The 23,760-nt window shown below is 40.1% G+C and carries 16 protein-coding genes; all 16 read right to left on the reverse strand.

Features of this window, described 5'->3' with window-relative positions; all coding sequences use genetic code 11:
* Window positions 1-37 precede the first annotated feature (37 nt).
* The 16 genes from AC0QUU_RS11215 to AC0QUU_RS11290 all read right to left on the reverse strand — a co-directional run bounded on the left by AC0QUU_RS11215 (window position 38) and on the right by AC0QUU_RS11290 (window position 23,609).
* The gene (locus tag AC0QUU_RS11215; RefSeq protein ID WP_474542843.1) at window positions 38-1,363 is read right to left on the reverse strand and encodes a S1C family serine protease; all 1,326 of its coding nucleotides are present in this window, start codon (window positions 1,361-1,363) and stop codon (window positions 38-40) included.
* 179 nt (window positions 1,364-1,542) lie between these two features.
* Window positions 1,543-3,069 carry a hypothetical protein gene (locus AC0QUU_RS11220; RefSeq protein WP_474542844.1) on the reverse strand — a complete coding sequence of 509 codons (1,527 nt, stop codon included), beginning with the start codon at window positions 3,067-3,069 and terminating at the stop codon, window positions 1,543-1,545.
* Window positions 3,070-3,193: 124 nt separating this feature from the next.
* Window positions 3,194-4,582: a sugar transferase gene (locus tag AC0QUU_RS11225; protein ID WP_474542845.1), complete on the reverse strand. Its 1,389-nt coding sequence runs from the start codon at window positions 4,580-4,582 to the stop codon at window positions 3,194-3,196.
* A gap of 165 nt (window positions 4,583-4,747) precedes the next feature.
* Window positions 4,748-5,845: a UDP-galactopyranose mutase gene (gene glf / locus AC0QUU_RS11230; RefSeq protein WP_474542846.1), complete on the reverse strand. Its 1,098-nt coding sequence runs from the start codon at window positions 5,843-5,845 to the stop codon at window positions 4,748-4,750.
* 34 nt (window positions 5,846-5,879) lie between these two features.
* Complete coding sequence (locus tag AC0QUU_RS11235; RefSeq protein WP_474542847.1) at window positions 5,880-6,710, reverse strand: ABC transporter ATP-binding protein; 831 nt, start codon at window positions 6,708-6,710, stop codon at window positions 5,880-5,882.
* A 10-nt stretch (window positions 6,711-6,720) separates the two neighbouring features.
* Complete coding sequence (locus tag AC0QUU_RS11240; protein ID WP_474542849.1) at window positions 6,721-7,539, reverse strand: ABC transporter permease; 819 nt, start codon at window positions 7,537-7,539, stop codon at window positions 6,721-6,723.
* 132 nt (window positions 7,540-7,671) lie between these two features.
* The gene (locus AC0QUU_RS11245; RefSeq protein WP_474542851.1) at window positions 7,672-8,718 is read right to left on the reverse strand and encodes an acyltransferase family protein; all 1,047 of its coding nucleotides are present in this window, start codon (window positions 8,716-8,718) and stop codon (window positions 7,672-7,674) included.
* Between the two features lie 81 nt (window positions 8,719-8,799).
* Entirely contained in the window at window positions 8,800-11,445 is a 2,646-nt protein-coding gene (locus AC0QUU_RS11250; RefSeq protein ID WP_474542853.1) for a sialate O-acetylesterase, read from the reverse strand.
* Between the two features lie 168 nt (window positions 11,446-11,613).
* Window positions 11,614-13,764: a L,D-transpeptidase family protein gene (locus tag AC0QUU_RS11255; protein WP_474542855.1), complete on the reverse strand. Its 2,151-nt coding sequence runs from the start codon at window positions 13,762-13,764 to the stop codon at window positions 11,614-11,616.
* 16 nt (window positions 13,765-13,780) lie between these two features.
* On the reverse strand, window positions 13,781-14,806 hold the full coding sequence (locus AC0QUU_RS11260; RefSeq protein WP_474545572.1) for an acyltransferase family protein: 1,026 nt from the start codon (window positions 14,804-14,806) through the stop codon (window positions 13,781-13,783).
* A gap of 68 nt (window positions 14,807-14,874) precedes the next feature.
* On the reverse strand, window positions 14,875-17,430 hold the full coding sequence (locus AC0QUU_RS11265; RefSeq protein WP_474542857.1) for a CDP-glycerol glycerophosphotransferase family protein: 2,556 nt from the start codon (window positions 17,428-17,430) through the stop codon (window positions 14,875-14,877).
* A gap of 41 nt (window positions 17,431-17,471) precedes the next feature.
* A complete protein-coding gene (locus AC0QUU_RS11270) occupies window positions 17,472-19,163 on the reverse strand; it encodes a CDP-glycerol glycerophosphotransferase family protein (protein ID WP_474542858.1) in 1,692 nt (563 codons plus the stop codon).
* Complete coding sequence (locus AC0QUU_RS11275; RefSeq protein ID WP_474542860.1) at window positions 19,160-20,611, reverse strand: polysaccharide pyruvyl transferase family protein; 1,452 nt, start codon at window positions 20,609-20,611, stop codon at window positions 19,160-19,162. The genes AC0QUU_RS11270 and AC0QUU_RS11275 overlap by 4 nt, the downstream gene beginning before the upstream one ends.
* Before the next feature lie 47 nt (window positions 20,612-20,658).
* On the reverse strand, window positions 20,659-21,420 hold the full coding sequence (gene ispD, locus AC0QUU_RS11280; protein WP_474542862.1) for a 2-C-methyl-D-erythritol 4-phosphate cytidylyltransferase: 762 nt from the start codon (window positions 21,418-21,420) through the stop codon (window positions 20,659-20,661).
* 12 nt (window positions 21,421-21,432) lie between these two features.
* The gene (locus tag AC0QUU_RS11285) at window positions 21,433-22,476 is read right to left on the reverse strand and encodes an NAD-dependent epimerase/dehydratase family protein (RefSeq protein ID WP_474542864.1); all 1,044 of its coding nucleotides are present in this window, start codon (window positions 22,474-22,476) and stop codon (window positions 21,433-21,435) included.
* A gap of 17 nt (window positions 22,477-22,493) precedes the next feature.
* Window positions 22,494-23,609, reverse strand: coding sequence for a CDP-glycerol glycerophosphotransferase family protein (locus AC0QUU_RS11290; RefSeq protein WP_474542866.1), 1,116 nt, complete (start codon window positions 23,607-23,609; stop codon window positions 22,494-22,496).
* Window positions 23,610-23,760: the final 151 nt, after the last annotated feature.

Below are 23,760 nucleotides of genomic sequence, written 5' to 3' on the forward strand. Positions count from 1 at the left end.
AGCCCCTTCATCATGTCTGTGGTTTTTAGGAAAAATATTACTGTTTTTCACCGAGAGTAACATCCAGTGTCTGCTCCTGATAGTCACCGGTCGTCTGCGGCACCTGAATCGTCAGGGTTACCGTTTCGCCTTTTGCATAATACTGAAGCTGCTCCTGCAGGCCTTCCATGCTGCTGATTGATGTGCCGTTAATCGCTGTAATAATGCAGCCTCTGGACATACCTGCTGCCTCAGCGCCGCCTCCGGAAGTCACCTCTGATACATAAACTCCCTGCGGAAGTTCCAGCTGTTCGGAAAATGCATCCGATACACTTATGCCTCTGATTCCAAGAGCTCCCTGATCCGCTTCAGCTACTTTTTCTCTTGTTTCCTGGTTCATCAGCTGCTCGATCAGATCACTTACATCACTGATAGGAATCGCATAGCCTACACCTTCTACGCTGTCACCTACAAGCTTGGAAGAGTTAATTCCTACAACTTCACCATTTGCGTTAACAAGAGCTCCGCCGCTGTTGCCGGGGTTAATTGCCGCATCTGTCTGAATCAGCTTTACGCTGCTTTCCACTGTCTGGCCGGTCTGACTGTCTGTCGTGCTGACAGAACGATCAAGAGCGCTGATTACACCTGTTGTAACAGACTGGCCATATCCAAGGGCATTTCCGATTGCTATTGCAGGCTCGCCGACTTTCAGTTCCGTAGAATCTCCAAGCGTTGCAACCGAAATTGCCTCCATCGTATCATCAGAAATATCTTCCAGCGGCACCGCAATTACTGCCACATCATAATCAGAATTTGTTCCTTTAATGTTTGCTTCCACGCTGGACTCATCATTAAAAGTAACCGTCAGCGTATTGCTTCCTTCAACAACGTGATTATTTGTCACGATCAAAAGTTCCGAATCATTCTGGCCGATAATAATTCCTGTGCCCGCGCCTTCCGTCTGCTGCTGATATGTGCCGCCAAAGAAGCTCTGTACTTCTTCTACCGACATACTTGTAATTGACACAATTGACGGCATTACATTTTCTACAATGCCGGATACGTCCGACGTAACCACGCTGCTGCTTGTAGAAAGAGGCGTTGAGTTCCCCACCGTTCTTGATGACGTTGACACAGAAGAAGTGCCTGAGTCCAGACCCAGCAGCCTCGTTCCCACAACATTGGATGTAAGAAAAACAGCACTGGATACTACGCCAAACAGAATAGCCAGTCCTCCCACTGCCACGGCTTTTGGAACAGATTTTCCAGTTTTTTTCTTCTTATCCGGTTTCTCCGGCTCCGGCTGTGAATTTGTGCCATATCCTCCATATTGATAGTTCCCATTCATTTCATTTGGATTATAATAATTGTATTGATTCTCCATAAAAATTGCCCTCTTTCTTAATATATATTTCTTAATTTCTTTCTTTTTATGACTACATAATATACCGGGAATGTGATAAAACTGTGTTTATTCATTTAACAAATATTGAAACGGAAAAAGAGGCGCAGCTGCCATAACCGGTATCTGTGCCTCTTTCATCTGTTTTTCCTGCAATTTAATTAAAGATCAATAAAATCAATCTCGTAATCATCTTCCTCCCGGGATTTTCCTCTTCTTCTGCCTTTCATATCTTTTGTCTGATCCTGGTCGTCCGTCTCTTCGCCAAAGTCATCGTAGTCATCATCATAATCATCATCATCGTCATAACTATCATCATAGTCATCGTCGTAATCATCGTCCTCATAATCATCGTCAGAGTCATACTCCGAATCATACTCATCGTCATCATCGACATAATTGTCAAAATCTTCTTCGTCTTCCTCGTCTTCATAACTGTCAAGAGAATCTTCATCCTGAAGAGCAGCCTGTTTCTTGGACTGCTTCTTTGATTTTTTCTCGACCTCAGGCTCATCTTCCTCATAAGGAATATCGTATTCCTCATACAGATCGTCCAGTTCCTGATTTCGATGTACAAGCTTCACGGCAAATACAATCATAAGAATCAGAAGAAGAAAAATTATTACTGCAGCTATCACAAATATAACCAGGGCATGCTCCTTTACAAAATCGCCCAGTCCGCCGGAAAGGACGCTGCCGGCTGCTTCCTCCTCTGTATCAGCGGGAAGGGTATAACTCTGATATGTCCCATCCTCTGTATCGTACTGATAGAGTCCCTTTTCACCGGTACGTGTATTCAAAGCATAAAGCAGATAATATCTGTCCGTCTCCGGATTTGACCATGCCGAATACTGCTGTTCCATACCGGTCAGATTAAGATTGACCTGCTGATATCCATCAGGCATCGTCAGGCCTTCCGGCTCTGCCAGAGGAATAATTGATGTAGTATCAGAAATATTCAGTTCCACATAGGGAACAAATTCTGAATTATCTGAATCATAAAGGAAAAAGGTGCCCGCTCCGGAAGCATCTACTAAATATCCGAGATAAACGCCTGCATCATTTGCAACAAATCTGTGCTCCGCACCCTCAAATGTAAGATTTGCCTCATAGTATCCGGCGGGAATATCTGATGTAGTAAACGCTTCTGAAAAATTATAATCATTCCCGTTTACAGTTACTACAATATTTGTAGTTTCTCCCACGGTTTCCGTATCGGAGCCGGACGTTGGCTCTACGGAAGTAGTTCCGTCATCCGCTGCCGCAATTGTGACCGTCGAGGAACCCTCTGTAAGATTCAGATCCTCTCCCGTAGAAATCACTGCTGTACTGTCACTGACAGTAATCTGTGTTTCTCCTGCTGTAAGAGCTCTGAACTCGACTGTTGAACGGAGTTCACTGCTGTTCCCTGTTCCGGTATACGTCAGTGTCCCGGATCCATCTGCCTCAAAACCGTCTCCGCTGACGAACTCCAGGTCATCCGTACTGTAATTCATGGTTACACTGACATCACCGATCGTGTTTCCCTGACTCTGGACCACCAGATCAATACTTACGTTTTCTCCAACTTTAGTCTGCGGATCCGAAAACATCAGTCTGCCGTCCGCCGCGAAAGCGACCAGACTGAACATCGGAACCATAAGACATACTGCAAGTAATGCTGCAGCTGCTTTTTTCAATGCTCTCATGTAAATACCCCTTCTTTTGTGATAGATTACTTTCATAGCCGACATATCTTCGTCAGACTTACTCGTTTACTATCATACACTTTTTGCAGGAAAAAGTCCAGAATAATGTAAAAGAAGCAGGAGACTAACTTTCATCCTCCTGCTCTTTAGCGGGAATAAATACATATCCCGATTCTTTTTTCTTTCCGAATGCCTCTGTGCTGTCCGACTTCAGCAGAACTACTGCTGTCTGCAGAATCAACTGTATATCTCTGAGCACGCTGAACTGTTCGATATACATCATGTCCATTATCAGCTTGTCCCGGGGCGTCGTATTATATTTTCCGGAAATCTGCGCATATCCTGTAAGTCCTGCTTTAACACGAAGACGATACCGGAATTCCGGAAGCTCAGCCGTGTAGTTCTGTACATTTTTGATCATTTCCGGTCTGGGACCGACAAAAGTCATATCTCCTTTCAGCACATTGAGAAGCTGAGGCAGCTCGTCAATCCGGGTTCTCCTGAGGATAGCGCCTGGTTTTGTAATACGGTCATCATCTTTTTTTGCAGAATAGTTTTCCACATTCACCTTCATTGTGCGCAATTTATACACATCAAATTCTTTGCCGTGGATTGTCGCTCTTTTCTGTTTAAAAAATACCGGGCCTCCGTCATAAAGTTTCACCGCAATCGCCCCGCAGATCCACAAAGGAGATGTCAATACTCCCAGGAACAGCGAAAGACCAATATCCAGCAATCTCTTTATAATCCTCTGCTCCATGGTCAGTGTCTTGTTGTTCTTATTAAAAAGATACACATCATCCAGCACATAATGTTTTGCATTAACTTCCATAATATCTTCCAGATACGGATTAAAGTATACATTAACTTTATGCTTGTAGCACAGCCGCATTATCATCAGTCTGCGCTCCGCAGGTATGTCATATATAAATACTGTATCTGAACCTTTTATATAAGGTTCTATATCTGTGCACCGGTAATCCACAATCGAATCAATCCTGTACTGCTTCCTGAACCTGCCTATGGCATAGGCGATTGTATCAAGACTTTCCTGGCATGATGTGATAACACAGCACTTTTCCGGCTCATGAATCGCAAAAAATAATGCATTTCCCGCGTAGGTGAAAATAATAATAATCAATATCTGCAAAATCATGGCCAGAACAAGAAGTTTACCGCCCCGAAGCCGGAATTCATGAATGTCCGTATTCGTCCTCATTATCATAACCTGCAGATACGCAATCACATCTGTGCAGATAACAGCAAGAGACAACGAATAAATTATAGGCTTGCTTTTCCTTCTGCCTACATCAAACGTTCCATAAACCGACAGCAGCAGAAGCCCTACAACTACGAATACAAAAATAGTAGTTCCAAGCATTCTTGACAGCCGGGTCAGTCCACTGTTTTCTTTTCCAAGCACAATAATAAAAATCGATAATAATAAAAAATAAAGTACAAATTTTATTGCCAGCCAGAGTGTAGACTCAAATTTGTGTAAATGTTTTTTCATTTACCCACCACCGAAGTTTATTGATATAACATTTATTTAATATACCTGTAACATTATATACGAATCGACATATTATTTCAAGAATATCCTTTGCTTTCACACCCCGGCTGTGTACAATTAAAACTTTCTTAAATGAATTTTCACCATTACTTCACAGTTTTCTTGTTACAGATCTTCCAGACGATCAAGGGCTGCAGCGATAACCTTATCCATATCATAGTATTTATAGTCTCCCAGTCTGCCGCCGAAGATGACATCTTTCTCCTGATCAGCCAGTTTTTTATACTCTTGGTAAAGCTGATTATTTTTCTCGTCATTCACCGGATAATACGGCTCCATTCCCACATTCCATTCAGAAGAATACTCCCGCGAAATTACAGTTTTATCCTGCTTGCCGAACTCAAAATGCTTGTGTTCGATCACACGGGTATAGGGCACTTCTCTGTCCGTGTAATTAACTACTGCATTTCCCTGATAGTTTTCACAGTCCAGTACCTCTGTTTCAAACCGGACAGAACGATATTCAAGTGCGCCAAGTCTATATTCAAAATATTCGTCAATCTGGCCTGTAAAAATAATTTTCTCCGCAATATCCGGATTTTCTTTTCTGAATTCGAAGAAATCAATGCCTGTGCGTACATCCGCGCCCGCAAGCATTTTTTCTATAATCGGCGTATAACCGCCAATTGGAATGCCCTGATATCTGTCATTAAAATAGTTGTTATCATAGATAAATCTGCAGGGAAGTCTTTTAATAATAAATGCCGGCAGCTCTGTACACAGCCTGCCCCACTGCTTCTCCGTGTACCCTTTCACAAGTTTTTCATAGATATCTTTTCCTACCAGGAACAACGCCTGCTCCTCCAGGTTTTTCGGTTCCGTTATGCCGGTCTCTTTTCTCTGTTTTTCAATAATATCCTTCGCTTCCTGAGGAGTACGGATCCCCCACATTTTGCTGAATGTATTCATATTAAACGGAAGATTGTAAAGCTCGTCCTTGTATACGGCAACCGGAGAATTAACGTAATTATTAAACTCTGCAAACTGATTGATATAATCCCATACTTTTTTATCAGATGTATGGAAAATATGCGCGCCATACTTGTGAACATGAATTCCTTCAATGTCTTCACAATAGATGTTGCCTGCGATGTGCTCCCTGCGGTCAATCACCAGACACTTTTTTCCCTGTTTTCCCAGTTCGTGCGCCATAACGGCTCCGTAAAGTCCTGCTCCTACAATAAGAAAATCATACTTTTTCATTTTTTCCTTTCCTTCCCTACAGATCTTTTCGCACTCAGCCAAATAACCTTGACCAAAAACTCTTCTTCTCATTTATAATAAGCCGCTCTCTGAATTTCTCATCCAGCATTTTTTTCTTTTCTTTATTAGGCATGGAATTCATTTTTTCCACATAATCTGAATAGTGGTCACACACTTCGTCAATTGGACCCATTTCCATAAGTTTCCCGCCCTCAATCCAAAGTCCTGTCTTACAGAACCCTTTCACCTGAGGAAGGGAATGGGAAATAAACAGAATTGTCTTATCTTTTTCATTTCTCAGTTTCATCATTCGGTCAAGACATTTCTTCGCAAACCCTTTATCTCCGACAGACAAAGCCTCATCAATAATAAAAATATCCGGATCAAGCGCGAGAGAAATCGAAAAACCCAGCCTTGACTTCATACCACTTGAGTATTTTTTCACCGGCTGATACAGAAAATCTCCCAACTCGGCAAATTCAATAACCCCTTCTGTCATCTGCTGTATCTTTTTCTTATTAAATCCCAGAAGAGCTCCTTTCACATTAATATTCTCCAGACCTGTGAGCTGATTATTTAATCCTGTATTAATTGAGATCAGAGCCTGTTCCCCGTTTACAGTCATTTTCCCCTCGTCAATATCTGAAATTCCTGAAAGGACTAGGGACAGAGTAGACTTACCGGAACCATTTGTCCCAAGAATGCCTACCACATCTCCTCTCCTGATCTTGAGAGTGATATCCCGTAACGCATAGAAGCTCTCGGATCCCTTCGGCTCTCCGTCCTTTTTCTTTAATTTATATATTTTAGAAACATGCTCAAGTTCTACGGCATATTTGCTATTATCATATCTTGATGACTCCATACTATTCCCTCTAGATCAAATCAATAAACTTACGTTTAAATTTGTACATAAGCATACATCCTACTGCAAACAGACATACAACAACAATCCAAAAATACACTGTCAGCGCCGGATGTTCCCAGAATCCGGTGTTGTAGAACACCGAATCCCTGTATCCGTTCACAATATAGTAAACAGGATTTAATTTCATTATAAAATTCAGTACATTATGATACGGAACATCATTGCTGAAATGGCATTCCCATATTACCGGTGAAAAATACATCAGCATTCTCATCAAAGATGTCACCAGCTTTTTCACGTCTCTCCACAGCATGGTAAGTACGGAAAGAATCAGGGATACGGACTCCGTAAAAACAAATGCGCAGAGAGCATAGTATATCAGACCGAGCCAGTATAAATTCGGTCTGTAGCCGCACACAAGCAGAGTGACAAAAGCAATCACCAGCATACAGAGATGATTAAAAAATTCTTTTGCACAGATTGTAGCCGGTAAAACACTGACCGGGAACTTCATTTTCGTAATTACACTGGTCTTTGAAAATACCGCATTGCATCCGCTTTGAATACACGGCTGAATAAACCACCATGCCGCGTACCCTACAACCAACCACGGCAGATATTCAATATCCCCGACCGGTTTTCTTTTCCATGCAATACCAAAAATAAGCCAGTAAGTCAGTACCTGAATCGCCGGGGATGCAAAATTCCAGAAAATACCGAATTTTGAGTCACGCATATCGGCCAGAAGTTCGTATTTTGCAATGCAGTAAATACGATATACATTCTGGAAATTCTCCGTTAATACATATTTAATACTGGTAAACACCCTGTTTTCCTCCAACACATTATTTATAAATCTGCGCAAATGCCTTTTCACTTACCCGTCACTGTGGTAAAATATAACATTCTTTTAATATACCCGTAACATTATATACGAATCGACATATTATTGCAAGGATTACCACAACTTCTCATGGACATAATCTGTTAATTTGCTCAAAGCCACAGAAAGAATAATTGAAACAATAACCATTATCCCTTCATATGACAGCCGGTAAGTATGATATCCCAGTGTGTTCATAATTTTTCTGACCATAACATGTACCAGATAAAGCTCCAGAGTATACTTTCCGAACCATCCAATTACAGACGTGATAAATGCATGAACTTTTGCGATCCCTCTGTTTTTGCTTTCAGATAAAGTAGCCAGTATATAAACAAAAAGCAGAGAAAATGCGAAATTAAGAAATGCATTTGAATATACGCCCACTATACTTTTCCCGGCCATTTGCAAAGGCCATGCTATGACAATTGCCAGAGCCAAAAGAATCCCGATATTCTTCCTGGGCATCTCCCGCTTCTCATATACAGCTTTTCCTATTAATACTCCGATAACAAATGCCGGTATTCTGGAAACAGCAATGCTCACATTGCTGTAAAGATCATTATGATACAGCTGCAGCATCACCAGCAGAAGGGTGCTTGATGTACAGAGTATCAAAGCTCTCATTTTTTCTGTGGCCCGGTCGGCAGCCGTTTCAAAAACAGTAAAAATGTACGGAAAGATCCAATAACAGATTCCGATCATCAGGATGTACCAGAACCATCTTGTCTCCTCAAAGAAAAAGGATATAAATGAGAGATCTTTGAAAAAAGCGCCCCAGCCTTTGTCCAACCAAAATATATCAAGCCATATCCAGGCCGGAACTGCTACTATAAAATAAGGGATCAGGATACGCATATACCGTTTCTTATAAAACACCCCCGGCTCAGGCTTCTTTTTCCACGAAAAGTAAAGTCCAAGTCCTGAAAGAAGTAAAAACATGTCCACTCCCGAACTACGGATATATCTGTAAAACAAACTTATTATCCCCGAAAATCGGACGTCATAAATTTTACAGTCTTCTGTGAAATGGAAAATTATAATCAGAATAATCTGCAGTCCCATCAGAACTTTTCTGTACTTTGATAAATTTTCAAAATAAAATTTGCTTTTTTCCTGCATACAGTATTCCTCCAGGATTATTCATCATATCCGAACAATCTCTTTCTGCCTAATATTATACTTCTTACAGACATCCGCAGTCTAATATTGAACTGCTCCATTCTTCACTACGTATGTCCGATGGTTCCAGATAACCTTTCCGTTATATGTAAAGTCAACTTTTCCATTGCGGATATACCACCAGCCTTTCGAATTTTTTGCGATGCCGTTAAAATTAAAATTCACCTTGCCGTCTTCAATCCGCCACCAGCCTTTCGAATTCTTCGCTACTCCTGTGTAACTGAAATCCACCTTGCCGTCCCGGATATACCACCAGCCTTTTGAGTTCTTTTCCACACTGTTGCAGTTAAAGTCTACCTTGCCGTTTACGATCCGCCACCAGCCCTTTGCGTTTCTCGCCACTCCTGTGTAACCGAAATCCACCTTGCCGTCCCGGATATACCACCAGCCTTTTGAATTCTTTTCTACACTGTTACAGTTAAAGTCTACCTCACCGTTTACGATCCGCCACCAGCCTTTCGCGTTTCTTGCTACTCCTGTATAACCGAAATCCACCTTGCCGTTCCGGATATACCACCAGCCTTTTGAGTTCTTTTCCACACTGTTGCAGGCAAAATTCACTTTACTGTTTTCTACTCTCCACCAGCCGCTTTCTCCGTTTACTGTGCCTTTGAGAATATCTGTTCTTTTAAACGTTACCTTACCGTCTTCAATATACCACCAGCCGTTGCTGTTTTTTGCAAAGCCGTTATAACTGAAATCTACTTTGCCGTTTTCAACATACCACCAGCCTTTTTCGTTGCGGACAACACCTACATATTCTTTCTGTACATAGCCGTTTTTCAGATACCACCAGATACCGTTATATCGGAAGAGTCCATTATAATCATCTCCGGCTATTTCTGTCATGTCGGCGGTATCTGTTATATTTACCTCTAATGCTGATAATATATTATTCTGACTGTCACAGGCTGATATAGCAGCTTTCCCCGCTGCTGTTGCAGTAACTGTTCCTGTTTTTTCAGTAAATGATAACGTCTTATCATCGGTATAATAATATACCTGCTTTGCATAGTACGAAGGAATAACTACCGGAACCAATACTTCTTCCTCATCCTTGTCCACCGTCAGCTCTTTGATATCCGCACCGGCTCTGTCCCTCCAGGAAACTCCCAGATTCCCGGCTTCTCCGCTTTTAGATAAAACAGCATACATACCGTCAGCGGCAGTTATTCCATTTTCATTATGAGCAATCTGGGAATAATGAATATCATTATGTACATCCGATACAGAAACAGGCACATCTGCCTCGCCGTTCTGTACAGGATATGTCAGATACCCCTGGGGATATTTTCCGGAAAAATATCTTTTCACCTGAGCATCCGATACCCATTGCTCATTTACATTGCTTACTACATACGCCTTTTCCAGCCCCTGGCTGCTTCCTGCAGCATACTGTGCAATACGTGGTCCCGACATACTGATATCATCTGCATTTGTCCGGGATCCCTCATCCGAGCGGACAGATATAATTCCAAATCCATCCAGCTCCAGTTCCCGGTTCATTGCATTATACATCATTTCAAAAGAATCATAATATTCCCGGGCGCCTTTCCGTTTATCAGCTTCTCCCTGCAGCCAGAATAACAGGCTGGAGCCTTCTGTATAATGTCCTGCATTTATCTCGGCCTGATAAGTCTGTTTCACCAGTCGGTTGACAGCGGCAGACCGTTCATAATGTTTCCCTCCGGGAACCCATGTATTAATAGAGGTTCCGCCCCAGGCTGTATTTACAACCCATACTTTATTCCCTGTCAGACGGTTCCATTCGTACGCCAGCCCGCTGTCAAGGCCGGTTTTTCCATTCCCGCTTTCTGTCAGCGTATCCAGAGAATACTCCAAATTTATCCCGGAGATGCTTCTGCTGCTTCCCAGCGCTTCCGCAACAAAATCTGCTGCGTTTTTCTCCGTACAATTACCTGAAAAAGAAATTCCCGTAACAGCCTTTGACTTAGATGTCGGTGCATAGGTTGAATATACTTCTCCTTCTGTACAGGCAACAGATTCATTCCGGCGATATCCTGTATTTGCAGAACACCAGCCTTCCGCATTGCTCTGTCCTGCCACATACATTATTGTCAGTGGTGCCGGCTTCACCATTACATTTATTCTGACAGCGTCTATAGAAGCACTGTTCTCTCCGGTTGCTTCATCGCCGGACAAAACCGCCTTCGCCGGCTCCAGCTTATCTTCGGGCACAAGAAGCAGCTCTGCCTCACCTACGCCGGCAGCAATGATCTTCTTCTCATCTTTATCATCCTGTATTATAACATTGCTGTCATATTCTTCTGTCTTTTCCCCCGATGCAACTTTATAGGAATATACTTCCTTTGTTTCAATGGATGCAATCGCCCATCCTTCTCCGATATCCGTAACAGAATATCTGTCATCATAATATAAAATCAGATTTTTTTCCGTGACATCCCACTGCCGCAGAATCTTTTCATTTTTCCCCTTCGGATTCTGCCCGTTTATGTTTTCCTGCTCTGTTCCCCGATCCGCGCTGCCAGCAACTTCCGCGGCCTGAAAATTCATGGGAGAACATGCGAATCCGCAGATTATAACTGCACATATTCCTGCAATAATATAACTTAATATTTTTTTTGAATGCTCAGAAAAACTCTTTCTTTTACGAATCAGATTTGACTGCTGATTTTCAATTGCCATGCTGTCTCCTTACTGCCTTTCATATGCAAGCTTCAATTTCGAAAAAACGGATCATTTTATATTGAAATAATTCTGCGATTAATCCAGATCCCTTACGGTATATTTCCGTCCTATACAGACAAGGAACTCTGACACAAAACTTTCATGTCAAAGTTCCTGTTTTTTTATTTAATAAATATAAACTTTTGTTCCTCTCGGAATATTGTCATAAATCCATTTTGCATTTGCCAGACTTAATCTTACACAGCCATGAGAAGCATTAATTCCCAGCCGTCCGTCCTGTATACTCGTTTTACTTCCCGGGTTATATAAGATTGAATGGAATAAATAGTTTCCGTAAAACTGTGTATAATACCAGCACGTATATCCACTTCCAAATGCAAGGCCCTTGGATTGAACAGTATATGATCCCTTTACAGTAGGGGTCGCTGCCGCTCCTGTTGTGCAGCTCCAGTACTTCTTTTCTGTCCAGTTTCCTTTCGAGCCATAATAAATTGCCACTTTATTCAGCTTGGTATCTACCAGGATCAGCCATTTCGTTTTACTGCTCATATTCTGCGCTTTCTGATACATTGCGTTGTTCGAACTGATCTGGACTTTTCCATTTTTCACTTTATAAGTCTGGCCTTTCCAGGACACTTTGCCGTTATATGTAAAGTCTACTTTGCCGTTTCGGATATACCAGGATCCCTTGGAATTCGTGCCAACTCCATTAAAGTTAAAGTTAACCTTTCCCTTTTCAATCCGCCACCAGCCGTTTTTATTTTTTGCCACTCCGGTATAACCAAAGTCTACTTTACCGTTTCGGATATACCACCAGCCGCTTGAATTTTTCTCTACGCTGTTGCATTTAAAGTCGACTTTTCCATTGACAATCCGCCACCAGCCTTTTGAATTCCTGGCTACTCCGGTATAACCGAAATCGACTTTACCCTTACGGATATACCACCAGCCTTTTTCATTCTTTTCTACGCTGTTACAGTTAAAGTCAACCTTACCCTTGACAATACGCCACCAGCCTTTTGAATTCTTGGCTATTCCGGTATAGCTGAAATCAACTTTGCCGTTTCGGATATACCACCAGCCGCTTGAATTCTTCTCTACGCTGTTGCATTTAAAATCGACTTTTCCATTGACAATCCGCCACCAGCCTTTTGAATTTCTGGCTACTCCGGTATAACTGAAATCAACTTTGCCATCCCGGATATACCACCAGCCCTTTTCGTTCTTCTCTACACTGTTGCACTTAAAATCAACCTTGCCCTTGACAATGCGCCACCAGCCGTTCGAATTCTTGGCTATTCCGGTATAACCGAAATCAACTTTGCCGTTTCGGATGTACCACCAGCCTTTTTCATTCTCTTCTACACTGTTGCAGTTAAAATCAACTTTGCCATCGACAATACGCCACCAGCCCTTTTCATTTTTGGCTATTCCGGTATAGTCTAACTGGACTTCTCCCTTTTTAACATACCACCATGCATATTCTCCATTTACTGTTTCTTTTATAACACTGTTGATTGAAAAATCCACTTCGCCGTTGCGAATGACCCACCAGCCGTTTTTATTCTGTGCCGTTCCATTGAAGTCAAAATCAACTTTTCCTTCCGAATCAATATACCACCAGCCATGGATGTTTTCTGCGACAGTATTTCCCTGGACTTTTCCGTTTACAAGATTATACCAGATTCCGTCTATCTTCTTTACATCCGTCACATTCTGTAACACACCATTTTCAAAATAATATGTATCATTGGTCTTGCCGGACGGATCAACATGCAGGCCGTTTAATAAATCGGATACCGTCACGGTCAGCTCTTCCGACACGCCGGAACCGTCATTTGCTGAAACTGTAATAACCGCCTCCCCCGGACCATGCGCAACTAATACAGCCCCCTCAGAATCTTCAGACTCTACAGACACGACATCCGGATTACTGGATTCCCACGAAAGAGTCTTGTCAGTCGCATCATCATTTACCGATGCCGTAACTCTGTATTCTGTTTCCAGAGCAGAAATCTGCAAAGCATCTGTTGAAAGTATAATTTCTGTCACAGGTATTGCCTGAGTATTATCCGGTGAAGTTATAGTTTCCTGGTCCGAAGCACCAGCCTCATTGGACGGAATCGCCGCATTTTCAGTTATTCCTTCTTCTGTGTCGTATTCCGAGTCCGGAATATCGTTTTCCTCTGCCCCGGAATCCAGTTCAATCTGAGAATTTACCGGTGTTTGCTGTTCTTCGGCCGATACAGGCAGCAACGAGAGACCGGAACATACTACAGCTGCTGCCAAAAGCACTCTGACTCTTTTTCCCCGCATTTTCCTCTGCCCCTTTCTACGATAATTTTTTCTTTTTTACAGAATTAACAATATTTAATATTACAAATCTGTAAAATATAGAAATTATACAACATATTATGGCAGAACTTACTGCCAAAATCAATAATATCACTGCAGAATTCATTTCTTTTCCTGCAACAAACTGTATATCACTAATCAGATGAAACTCCATCGGCAGTACAAATATATGTACCAGATAGATCAGAAGACTATGCCTTCCCGGCAAAGAAATAATTGTCTTGTCCCGGGGTACAAGCACCAGGATTATATACCCTATTAAAACGGCTAAAGCATACGCCATAATTCTGCCTGCCAGAGCAAGACCGATATGATCCGGATACAGCGCATCATATGACCAGCGTCCTGAAAATATTCTGCGATTAAACCATTCCATATCTACCAGTTTCCACAATACTGCAAATATTACCAGCACCATCAGGAAAGCGAGGACTTTTTTCCATATAGAATATTTATTTTCCACCACTGCCTGTCTGAACTTTGTCTCTGCGGCAACTGCTCCGAGCAAAAAGAACGGCATAAAATAAAATGTTCTTGATGCTGCAAAAATGTGTCCGATGGATGTATCAAAACCGACAAGAAGACTCAAAATCAAACTGCCTATGAGCCACTGTTTTAATTTGTTTATGTCCCTGGGCCAGAACTTGGCAACAAGGTATGCATAAACCAGAAACAGAAGATACCAGCAGCAGTATGACGGATTTGCCAGAATTGAAATCTGAAACTCTTTCCCGAGAATCAGGGTATTTCCAATAACAAAAATCACCTGCATCATCAAATAATATCCCAGCATTTTCAGGCTCTTCATTTCGGCCGGCTTTGAAGATAACCGGGCAAAATAACCGTTTATAAAAATAAACAAAGGCATATGGAAACTGTAAATCAAAGTCCAGATATGTTCTAACAAATATGAATCATCAATGTACCTTTCACATAAATGCCCGCAGACAACCAGACAAATCAAGATTCCTTTTAGATTGTCCCAATAGAAAATTCTTTTCATAATATTAATCCATTCCCTCCATGCCACAGATAAAATTAGTGAGAAACGCCGCTTCTGAATCTCCGCGTCTATTTCTTATCAGTCTTGGATCTCCACTTCATGATTTCATCCATGATTCGCCTGCAGTTTGAGTGGTCGGTAAATTCAAAGAAATCATCTACTCGTTTTTGATAAGCTTCTTCCATTTTGCATCCGTTTTCAATATACTGGCATAACATCTCAACAATTTCATCATATTCCTCAATAATCGGTCCGAATCCCATCGTGTCATAATGATAAAATCCTTCTGTATACTGCGGCGGCAGCTCTTTCGGCTGATAATATAACACTGGTTTTTTCATATATGCAAAATCAAATTGTATACCTGAATAATCCGTCAGCATAACACTTGATTCTGTCAGCATCTTCTCATAAGATACATCAGAAACAGCCGGAATAATCGAAAGATATTCGTTTGTATCATAATCATCCACCTGTGAACTCAAAGTCGGATGAATCAGAAATACGATTTTGTACCCGTGTTTTTTCGCCGTTTCAAGCAATCTCCTGTCATTAATAAGCCGATTATAAATTTCAAAATATTTTGTATGCTTAAATTCAGGATTGTATTCCTTGGCAGTGCCCATCTTATTCCCGGTAATAACAATATTTCTCCGCCAGGTCGGCGCAATCAGAACCTGTTTCTGATCATTGTTTACCAATCCGTCATATCTGGGACTTCCTGTCAGGCACAGATCTTCTTCTTTGTATCCGTAGATCGGTCTTTTTAAATTATTTATCTCATATTTTGATGCGCAGAAATATCGCTGTGTATTATCTTTCAATTTATTCTGGTACTGGGCAATATTCTGGATTGTCAGTCCATGCTGTATACAAACCACATCCGCGTTTAATAAATGCTTGAACTGCCTGCGAAGAGTTGCATTAAAACCGCAGAATCCCCAGACCGTTGCATGTGTTGCAAAAATAATCTTTGCATTCAGGACAGCCAGTTTGTCACGTACAGAATCAAATACCACAATATGCTTTCCATATTTCTTCCGTAAATCATGATATTCATTTGCTGTCTTATTTAATATATAGTAGCAGTCCGCTTCGGGGTGATTTTCCATACAGTATCGGAATAAATATTCCGCATTGTCTCCGGCCTTGTATAATTTATCGTAAAAAATCCAAATGGGTTTTTTCGTATAATGAGACCTTGTTATCCAGTACAGAAGTTTAAGTCCCACATTTTTAAATGCACGTTTTTTGTTCTTGTCATTCTTAATTGTTTTAAGCATCATTGCGGTCTCAAATAACGCAGTTTTTGTCGGTTTTGCATCAGTAACAATCAGGTTCTCGTCAGAAAACGTTATCATTTTATTATCAAACAGATAATAGGACCAGTGACTGCGTACAAGACGGGATGACACTTTGTCAAATTCCAGAGGTATTTTTACCCATCCGCCGGTTGTAGCTATTTTAAACTGAATTTTGGATTTCTTCTCCAGTTCCGATCTTTTAATTTCACATTTAAACGGATAATAGCGATAGATTGATCTTCCAAATGCCTGGCTCAGATTATATCTTTCCGTTTTCACAAAGGGAACTTCTTTTTTATTTACATATATTTTCAGACTATTTTCAACGCCTTTCAGAAAATAGTCCCCCACGATTTCTCCTTCTATGATTAATTTTTTTTCTTTATATTCTATTAATGCAATCCGGGCTTTTACAACCTTTTCGCCATATTCAACGCCATTAATATAATAGAACAGCTGCTTCCCGGCCGGTACGATTTCAGTATTTACCTCCTGATGTTTTTCTTTAAGCATCAGATATGCGAAATACTGATGCACCATTCCCCGGCTCTTTATCTCATATAAATACTCATCATCAATGAACTGTAAAACTTTTCTGACCAGATCAAAAAACCGGTCTACCTGCTCGTTCTCTAATACATGCTTATTTCTTTCATTTGTATTCAGATAGAATCTGAGCATAATAAAGTAGACGATATATCTTTGCTGCGTTTTTGTCAGATTATTTTCCTGAACATATGGCAGCAGAAAGTCCTCAAAAAACGGAATATACCATTCATACATAAACTGCTTTGTATATAAGTTTACATTCAGCTCCATCGCAGCGTTTGTTTCCAGATTTGTATGCCCAAACAGCAGGATGTCTTCTGTATCTTTCGTTAATTCCAATATTATTTTTTCTTCATAGAAATATTTATCTGCCTGGCTGAGTCCGATCGCTTTTAATACATCGGTTTTAAATATATACCGGTTAAAATACAGATTGTTTTTTCTCATTGCACCAGTCAGAAAGAAATCTTTATTACGGATGTTTTCAAAAGAAAGTCTCTGTGAAATGACAGGTGCTTCACATGTTGACAATTTATCAGCTAAATATTCCATCTCTTTATAATTCAGTACATTTTCGTCATCATAAAAAGCAACATACTCTGAATTTGTCCGTTCCAACGTTTTAATAAACGCGTCAAACTTTGAATTCTGAACAGGTTCTATGTTAACCGCAAGATTTTTTACCGATCTGATACGATTTAATTCTTTCTCGTTTTCACTTGCAAACTCCTCAACATTGTCCACCAATATATTCAGTGTCAATATGTTCATCTGAACTCCTCCTTTGTCACAGGCATTTATTATGCTCTAAATTAATCAGGTTTGCCGGCAAGCAAAATATTATCAATAACTTTATCACATGAATTCCCTTCAAGATTATCGACATTCTCATTTACGAATTTCTGCAGTTTTTCTAATTCGAAATCCTGATTTTCAATTGCATCTACAACCTCATCCAAGGTCTGACAGACTTTTCCCGGCGCGTTCTTCTCCAGTGTTCTGTGTACGCTCCGGATCAGTTCATATTCATACTTGTCGTACGCAAAAAAAATTATTGGCTTATTCAGCACTGAAAACTCATATATGTTTGATGAGTAATCCGTAATAAGAATATCAGTAACATAAAAAAGTGAATTAATATCCGGAAATGCTGAAAAATCTATAATACGCTCCTGATATTCAGGTGCTATTTCGATTTTTTCTGTAACAAACGGATGCATCTTTATTAAAAAGACATATTCTGTGCCGCACATCTCATATATCTTGTCCTGCTCTAAAATCTCAAAGGGATAGTAAGCATTCCGCTGTCCGTTCCCCCGGAACGTCGGCGCAAATAATATAATCTTTTTCCCTTTCAGGTGTTTATACTCCTGATAAAACTGTTCTTTAAAACGGTTTATTTTATCCTGGTCCAGATATCCGTCCATACGCATCAGACCATAAGGAAGGCACTTCTCCCGGTCTACTCCGAACACTTCAGCATAAACATCTCTTAAAGCTTCCCCTCCCACAATTACATAATCATACTTCCTGTGTGATGAAGCATATGGATAGGGAGAACCTTTTTCTCCGAATCTGGCATACCCTACACTCTTAAATCCTACCCCTGCATGCCAGACCTGGATCAGTTTTGTTTTAGGATGGACGTTGATATATTTGAAAAAAGGGACATAATCATCTACAAAAATAAAATCCTGCCTTCCTGTCATAAATGCCAGTTTTAACCAGATCAGAAGGATCCTGATTTTTGACCGTTCCAGTGTCTTGCTGAAACAGTATGATATCCGGAAACTTTTATCCAGTCCCCGGACTTTCAGCCGTTCATCCAATGCCTGCAGATTGCCTCCCATACTTCTGGTCTCAGACATCAGCAATATTCTGTTGCCTTTTTTAGGCGTTAAATGCGATACAATCTGATAGATAATGTTTATAAATTTTTCTAAAAAATAAATCACCCGTTTTATCCATCTTTTTGACATTTTACTGCTTTCAGCCGAAAAATGCCGTTTTTCAGGTGAATTATCTTTCATCATAAAAGTACAATTAATTTTGCATATCAGATTGTCTTCTTCTTTGCCTGTCATAAATGTAACGATGTACGCGTAACTATCGTCGGAATACCGGTAAACTTTATCCATCTTCTTCATTTTATAACAGGTTTCAATACTGACCGGAATGTCTGCCCATTCCTGTGTCTTATCATCCGTGCCGTCGGACAGCAGAAGTGAACCATTCCCGTCAGAATGAAAATAAGCTATATGCCACTGTCCGTTTTCGAGCATCTCCTGATTTCCGACATTTGTTATATTAATCACAAATTCATTCTTATCTCCCGTCGGTTTTACAGAATATACACACCCACTTTTCCTGTTAACCAGCGCATATCTGTAATTCTCAATACCGGTCCCTTCAATTTTCACATGGAGATATATCCTGTCCCAGTACATGTCAGTAATCTGGATTTGATTTGATAAATTCTGATTCATAACTTCCATTGTATTCATACCTGATGTTTTATTTTTCTTTTTAAAAAGTTTATTACTCTCACGCCAAATTTTTTCTGAAGCAACTCTATTTCTTTCTTCTGCTCCCGGATTGTTTTGCCGTATTCCTCTTTCTCTTTTTCAATCTGTTTCTTAAGCTGGATATTCTTGGCCGCCAGTGTGTCAGCTTCTTTTTTCTGTTTCTTTATTTTTGTTTCAAACTCTTTTTGTTCTTTTTTGTACATTTTTATTGATTTATCTTTTTCCTTGATATCAAGAAATCTTGCCAGATATTGTTTTTCTGCTTTTCCTAATTTGAAACGCATATGAAGCAAATCCTCATAAATGCCCGGTTCGTACTTTTCCAGGCATGCGGCAACTGTATCAAAATCAAATATGTTATTCCAGCTGTTTTTATCCAGAAAATCAGACAACGTCCGATACAAAAAGCGATACACCGTCATTAAATATTCACTATATTCATCCGTCTGCTGCGGCTTTGGCTTATCATCAATTGATTTCTTCAGCAGATCGAACACATACGCTGCATCCCATTTGTCAAAATCCAATGCCCTGTCCGGATATCCTGTCTTTTTATAAAAGAAGGGAATTTTATCATTCCATACAAGTGAAACCGACGGAACAGAAAATGAGTATGCTATAATCGACGAATGCATGCGGAATGTTACTGCAGCGTCAAAAGTACTGACCGCGGACACAACTTCCCTTGTCGTATGCGGAAATATACATTTTTCTTCTTCAATACCATATTCCCGTACGAAGTAATGTAACGCATTGTTATCTAAAATACTTCCATTCGTATAAAATCTGTATTCGAATCCCGCTTCGTCCAACAGTTCACTCAGCTGCTTAAGAAATTTCAGTTCATCTGCAAGTTTCCAGTCCCGGCCGTTATCTTTAAAGAGGCCGCCCCGTACAACATTGATTCCGATCAGTCCGCTTTTTTTATCAGCTGCAGGCCTGATATTATACACATACTTTGTCCAGACTGCAGGATCACAAACCTCCTCAATGTTAAAGCTGCGGCTCTTCGTATACTGCTCAAACAGTTTTGCATGATCACGTACAGCTACTGCTTTTATGCAGGAGTATTCAAAAAAATCCTCCAGAGCTTTCTCGCCTTCTTCATCGGCATCCATATTATTCATTCCTATTGATGAAAAAATTACAGGGATGTCCCGTTCTTCTGCAAGTTCCATTATTTGTTTTAAATAATCAAAAAAGTTCAGATAACTTAATCCGAACAGACCTCCGCCTGCAAAAAATATAAGATCGGAATGAATAACGGACTCTTTTTCAATTGACTTTAAGTTCATCCTGCTGATAGAATAATCTGCTTCAGTAAGTCCATGATTGAGCAGTACTACTTTCAAAAGAGATTCAAAACATATTCTTATTAAGTTATCCCCAAAATTATCATCTACAAAAGATATTATTAATATTTTCATTTTATATCACCAAAACAGAATATTCTGTCCGTCAGGATTTGTACTTGTTATTTTATCAGGCGATCAGAAACTTCTTTTGTTCCAAAGCCAAATATTTGTTCTGTTTCTTTATATTGAATCATGGCACGGAATGTATAAAGATCCTCCGGTGTTGTAACTTTAATATTTCCGCGTGGTCCTTCAACAAGAGTAACTTTATATCCTTCCATTTTCATCAGAGAACAGGTGTCAACCACTCCTTTATATTCCGGATTCTCTTCCCGCATTTTCAGATGTGCCTTTAAAACATCTCCTAAGGTAAAGCACTGAGGTGCCTGAGCAGTATAGAACTTCGAGCGGGGCGGTATTTCCTCTATAGTAGCTCCGTCACTGCTGATTACCGGCGTCTCATATAATGGCGTACAGGTGATTGCCGAACCGTTCTGCCTTACACACTCCAGGTCCTCATCAATGACCTCTTTGGAAATACATGGCCGTACTCCATCATGAATTAAAACGATAGCATCGTCTGTATTATTCTCTTTTGCGGCACATAATGCATTGTAAATAGAATCCTGACCTGTTTTTCCTCCCGGTACGATTTTTATAACCTTGGATATCATAAATCTTTTAACTAATTTCTGTAATTTATGTATATAATCTTCCCGGCAGGCAACATAAATCTCATCAATATCCGGATGTTCTTCAAAAATATCCAGAGTATGGACAATAATAGGTTTTCCGTTCACCTCCAGGAACTGCTTTGGTATACCGGATCCCATTCTTGCTCCACTTCCGCCTGCAAATATAATTCCTATATTTTTACTCATAATTTATTCCTCTTAATCTATATTCTCAATTGCCAAGTATTCCAGTGTTCTTTTAAATCCGTCTTTGACAGAATATTTCGGTGTCCAGCCGATACTTCTGAGTTTTTTACTGCTCAGAATACCCAGAGTGTATGGAGCCGTTCCCTTTGTTCCTCCTTCCGGAATGTCAAAAACTAATTTCAGACCTTTTTCAGGATATATGCTTACCATTGTCTCTGCTAATTCTCTGATGGAAACTTTTCCGTCTTCATTTCCGATATTATAAACAATATCTTCTGAGCTTAACAGAATCCGGTACAGCGCTGCCACAGCATCACTTATATAGGTGTAAGTGCGGACAGCTGTCCCTTCGCTTTTTAACACAATATCTTCATTGTGATAGACATTTTTCAGAAAATCAGCCTGTACTCTGCCATCGTATATGGACATTCCGGGACCGTATGTATGGGCGAGTCTCGCAATTTTTGTATTTAATCCGTATTCATCTTTAAAGCACACACACATTGTCTCTGCTGCTTTCTTTCCTTCTGAATAACAGGACCGGGGATTCAGCTGATCAACAAAGCCGTATGTATCCTCATAGAAGAACTCCTGTCCCTCTTCCGGCTGTCCGTAGATTTCTCTGGATGAAATAAACAGATATCCTGCTGCGTTTTTTTCTTTTGCCAGACTTAATGTATGGAAAGTCCCTATTGTATTTGCAGCTATTGTTTCAACCGGCTTATTCTGCATAATCAGCGGACTTGCAGGACTGGCCGCATGAATAATGTACGTCACATCCCCTTCAATTTCAATCGGGTTCGTCACATCCCCCACGAAAACCTGAACATCCTCTCTGTTTCTGATCTCCTCAGGAAGTTTTTGTTCATTTCTGACCATAGCGATAATTCTGATATTGTAATTATAAATATCATTCAGACGAATCAGCACATACATCATGTAAGAGCCAACCATTCCACTTGCTCCGGTAATCAGAACTGCAGAATTTTTTAATTTGTCCCACGCAATATTATCTGCAATAATCTGATCCAAATCTTCCTCTAAAATTCTATTCACGATACATTACCTTCCTTTTATTCTTTTATTTTAAATATAAATTTCACAATTTCTTTTGTAACATTATTTACAGGTGCAATATATTTATCTGCAAACTTCCGGAGTTTCTCCATGTCATACTGCTGATTTTCTATTGCGCTGATAATTTCTTCCGGATCTTTTGAAATAACTCCCGGAAGTTCATGATAATAGTCAATTGCCAGGCCTCGGTTTTTCTCATAGATCTGCATATCAAAATTATAAAAAAACAAAGGTATTTTTTTCACCGCCGCCTCATATACTATGCAGGAATAATCACTTATAAGATAATCCGCCACAAATAGCATATCAAAACTTGAAAATTCTTCTGCGACAAAGCTTCCTTCAGGCGGAACTACCTTCGACAGAGGATGTAATTTTATCACAAAATTATATTCTTTTCCTTTTAATGCTTTATCCAATCCGTCCAGTGCCCTGGCAAAGTCTCTCTCATCCTTCCGGAATGTGGGACAGTATAAAATAACCGGTTTCTCCTTTAACATCGGATATTTTGAATATATCCGTTCTCTTGTTTTTTTACAATAATCACTGCTTTTTAACAAATCAACCCGCGGCAGCGGCATTGTGATTATTTTTTCTGTTCCATAGTTAAATCCTTTGGCCAAATCTTCTTTATAGGCCTCAGAACTGGCAAATATGTAGTCATAATTCCGATGCATTTTCATTGTGTATGCCAGATCATGACCGCTTCCCTCTTCCGTGTCAAGTGCCGAATAGCCGAATTTTTTCATTGTTCCTATTGAATGCCACATCTGTATAACTTTTAAGCTCTTCTTATGTTTTAAGACACTTACCGCAATACAATAAGAATCCAGAATTACTACTTTAGCTGTAGCAATATGATACATCTGAGTAAATAAATGCAAACAGTATCCTGCTTTACTTCTTATACTGTCACCCAGCATTTTGCTCAGTAAGACAACCTTAATCTTTTCATCTTGTTTTAAAATTTCGTCTCTCAGCATTCTGAATTCCATCGAGGGAATATTGCTCTGCCTGCTCAGCATAACAATCTTATTCTGTGTCGGAAACAGCTTTATAAATGTATATATCACATTCAATACAGCGATTCCCGCCCGGATTACTCTGTTCATTTGTATTTATCTACCTGCTTTTTCTAATTTAACTGTATATGTCAGATACATACCTATAACCTGTAATATTATAAACGAATATATATGTCTTTTCAAGTTTTACATAAAATTAACAGGAATTTAGCTATTGGAATACAAAAGGAAACAGGAA

The organism is Mediterraneibacter sp. HA8405 (assembly GCF_056148955.1).

Excerpts from the sequence above, each read along its gene's own strand:
- AC0QUU_RS11215 (WP_474542843.1), bottom strand. The coding sequence starts at position 1,363 with ATGGAGAATCAATACAATTATTATAATCCAAATGAAATGAATGGGAAC.
- AC0QUU_RS11220 (WP_474542844.1), bottom strand. The coding sequence starts at position 3,069 with ATGAGAGCATTGAAAAAAGCAGCTGCAGCATTACTTGCAGTATGTCTT.
- AC0QUU_RS11225 (WP_474542845.1), bottom strand. The coding sequence starts at position 4,582 with ATGAAAAAACATTTACACAAATTTGAGTCTACACTCTGGCTGGCAATA.
- glf (WP_474542846.1), bottom strand. The coding sequence starts at position 5,845 with ATGAAAAAGTATGATTTTCTTATTGTAGGAGCAGGACTTTACGGAGCC.
- AC0QUU_RS11235 (WP_474542847.1), bottom strand. The coding sequence starts at position 6,710 with ATGGAGTCATCAAGATATGATAATAGCAAATATGCCGTAGAACTTGAG.
- AC0QUU_RS11245 (WP_474542851.1), bottom strand. The coding sequence starts at position 8,718 with ATGCAGGAAAAAAGCAAATTTTATTTTGAAAATTTATCAAAGTACAGA.
- AC0QUU_RS11250 (WP_474542853.1), bottom strand. The coding sequence starts at position 11,445 with ATGGCAATTGAAAATCAGCAGTCAAATCTGATTCGTAAAAGAAAGAGT.
- AC0QUU_RS11255 (WP_474542855.1), bottom strand. The coding sequence starts at position 13,764 with ATGCGGGGAAAAAGAGTCAGAGTGCTTTTGGCAGCAGCTGTAGTATGT.
- AC0QUU_RS11260 (WP_474545572.1), bottom strand. The coding sequence starts at position 14,806 with ATGAAAAGAATTTTCTATTGGGACAATCTAAAAGGAATCTTGATTTGT.
- AC0QUU_RS11265 (WP_474542857.1), bottom strand. The coding sequence starts at position 17,430 with ATGAACATATTGACACTGAATATATTGGTGGACAATGTTGAGGAGTTT.
- AC0QUU_RS11270 (WP_474542858.1), bottom strand. The coding sequence starts at position 19,163 with ATGAATACAATGGAAGTTATGAATCAGAATTTATCAAATCAAATCCAG.
- AC0QUU_RS11275 (WP_474542860.1), bottom strand. The coding sequence starts at position 20,611 with ATGAAAATATTAATAATATCTTTTGTAGATGATAATTTTGGGGATAAC.
- ispD (WP_474542862.1), bottom strand. The coding sequence starts at position 21,420 with ATGAGTAAAAATATAGGAATTATATTTGCAGGCGGAAGTGGAGCAAGA.
- AC0QUU_RS11290 (WP_474542866.1), bottom strand. The coding sequence starts at position 23,609 with ATGAACAGAGTAATCCGGGCGGGAATCGCTGTATTGAATGTGATATAT.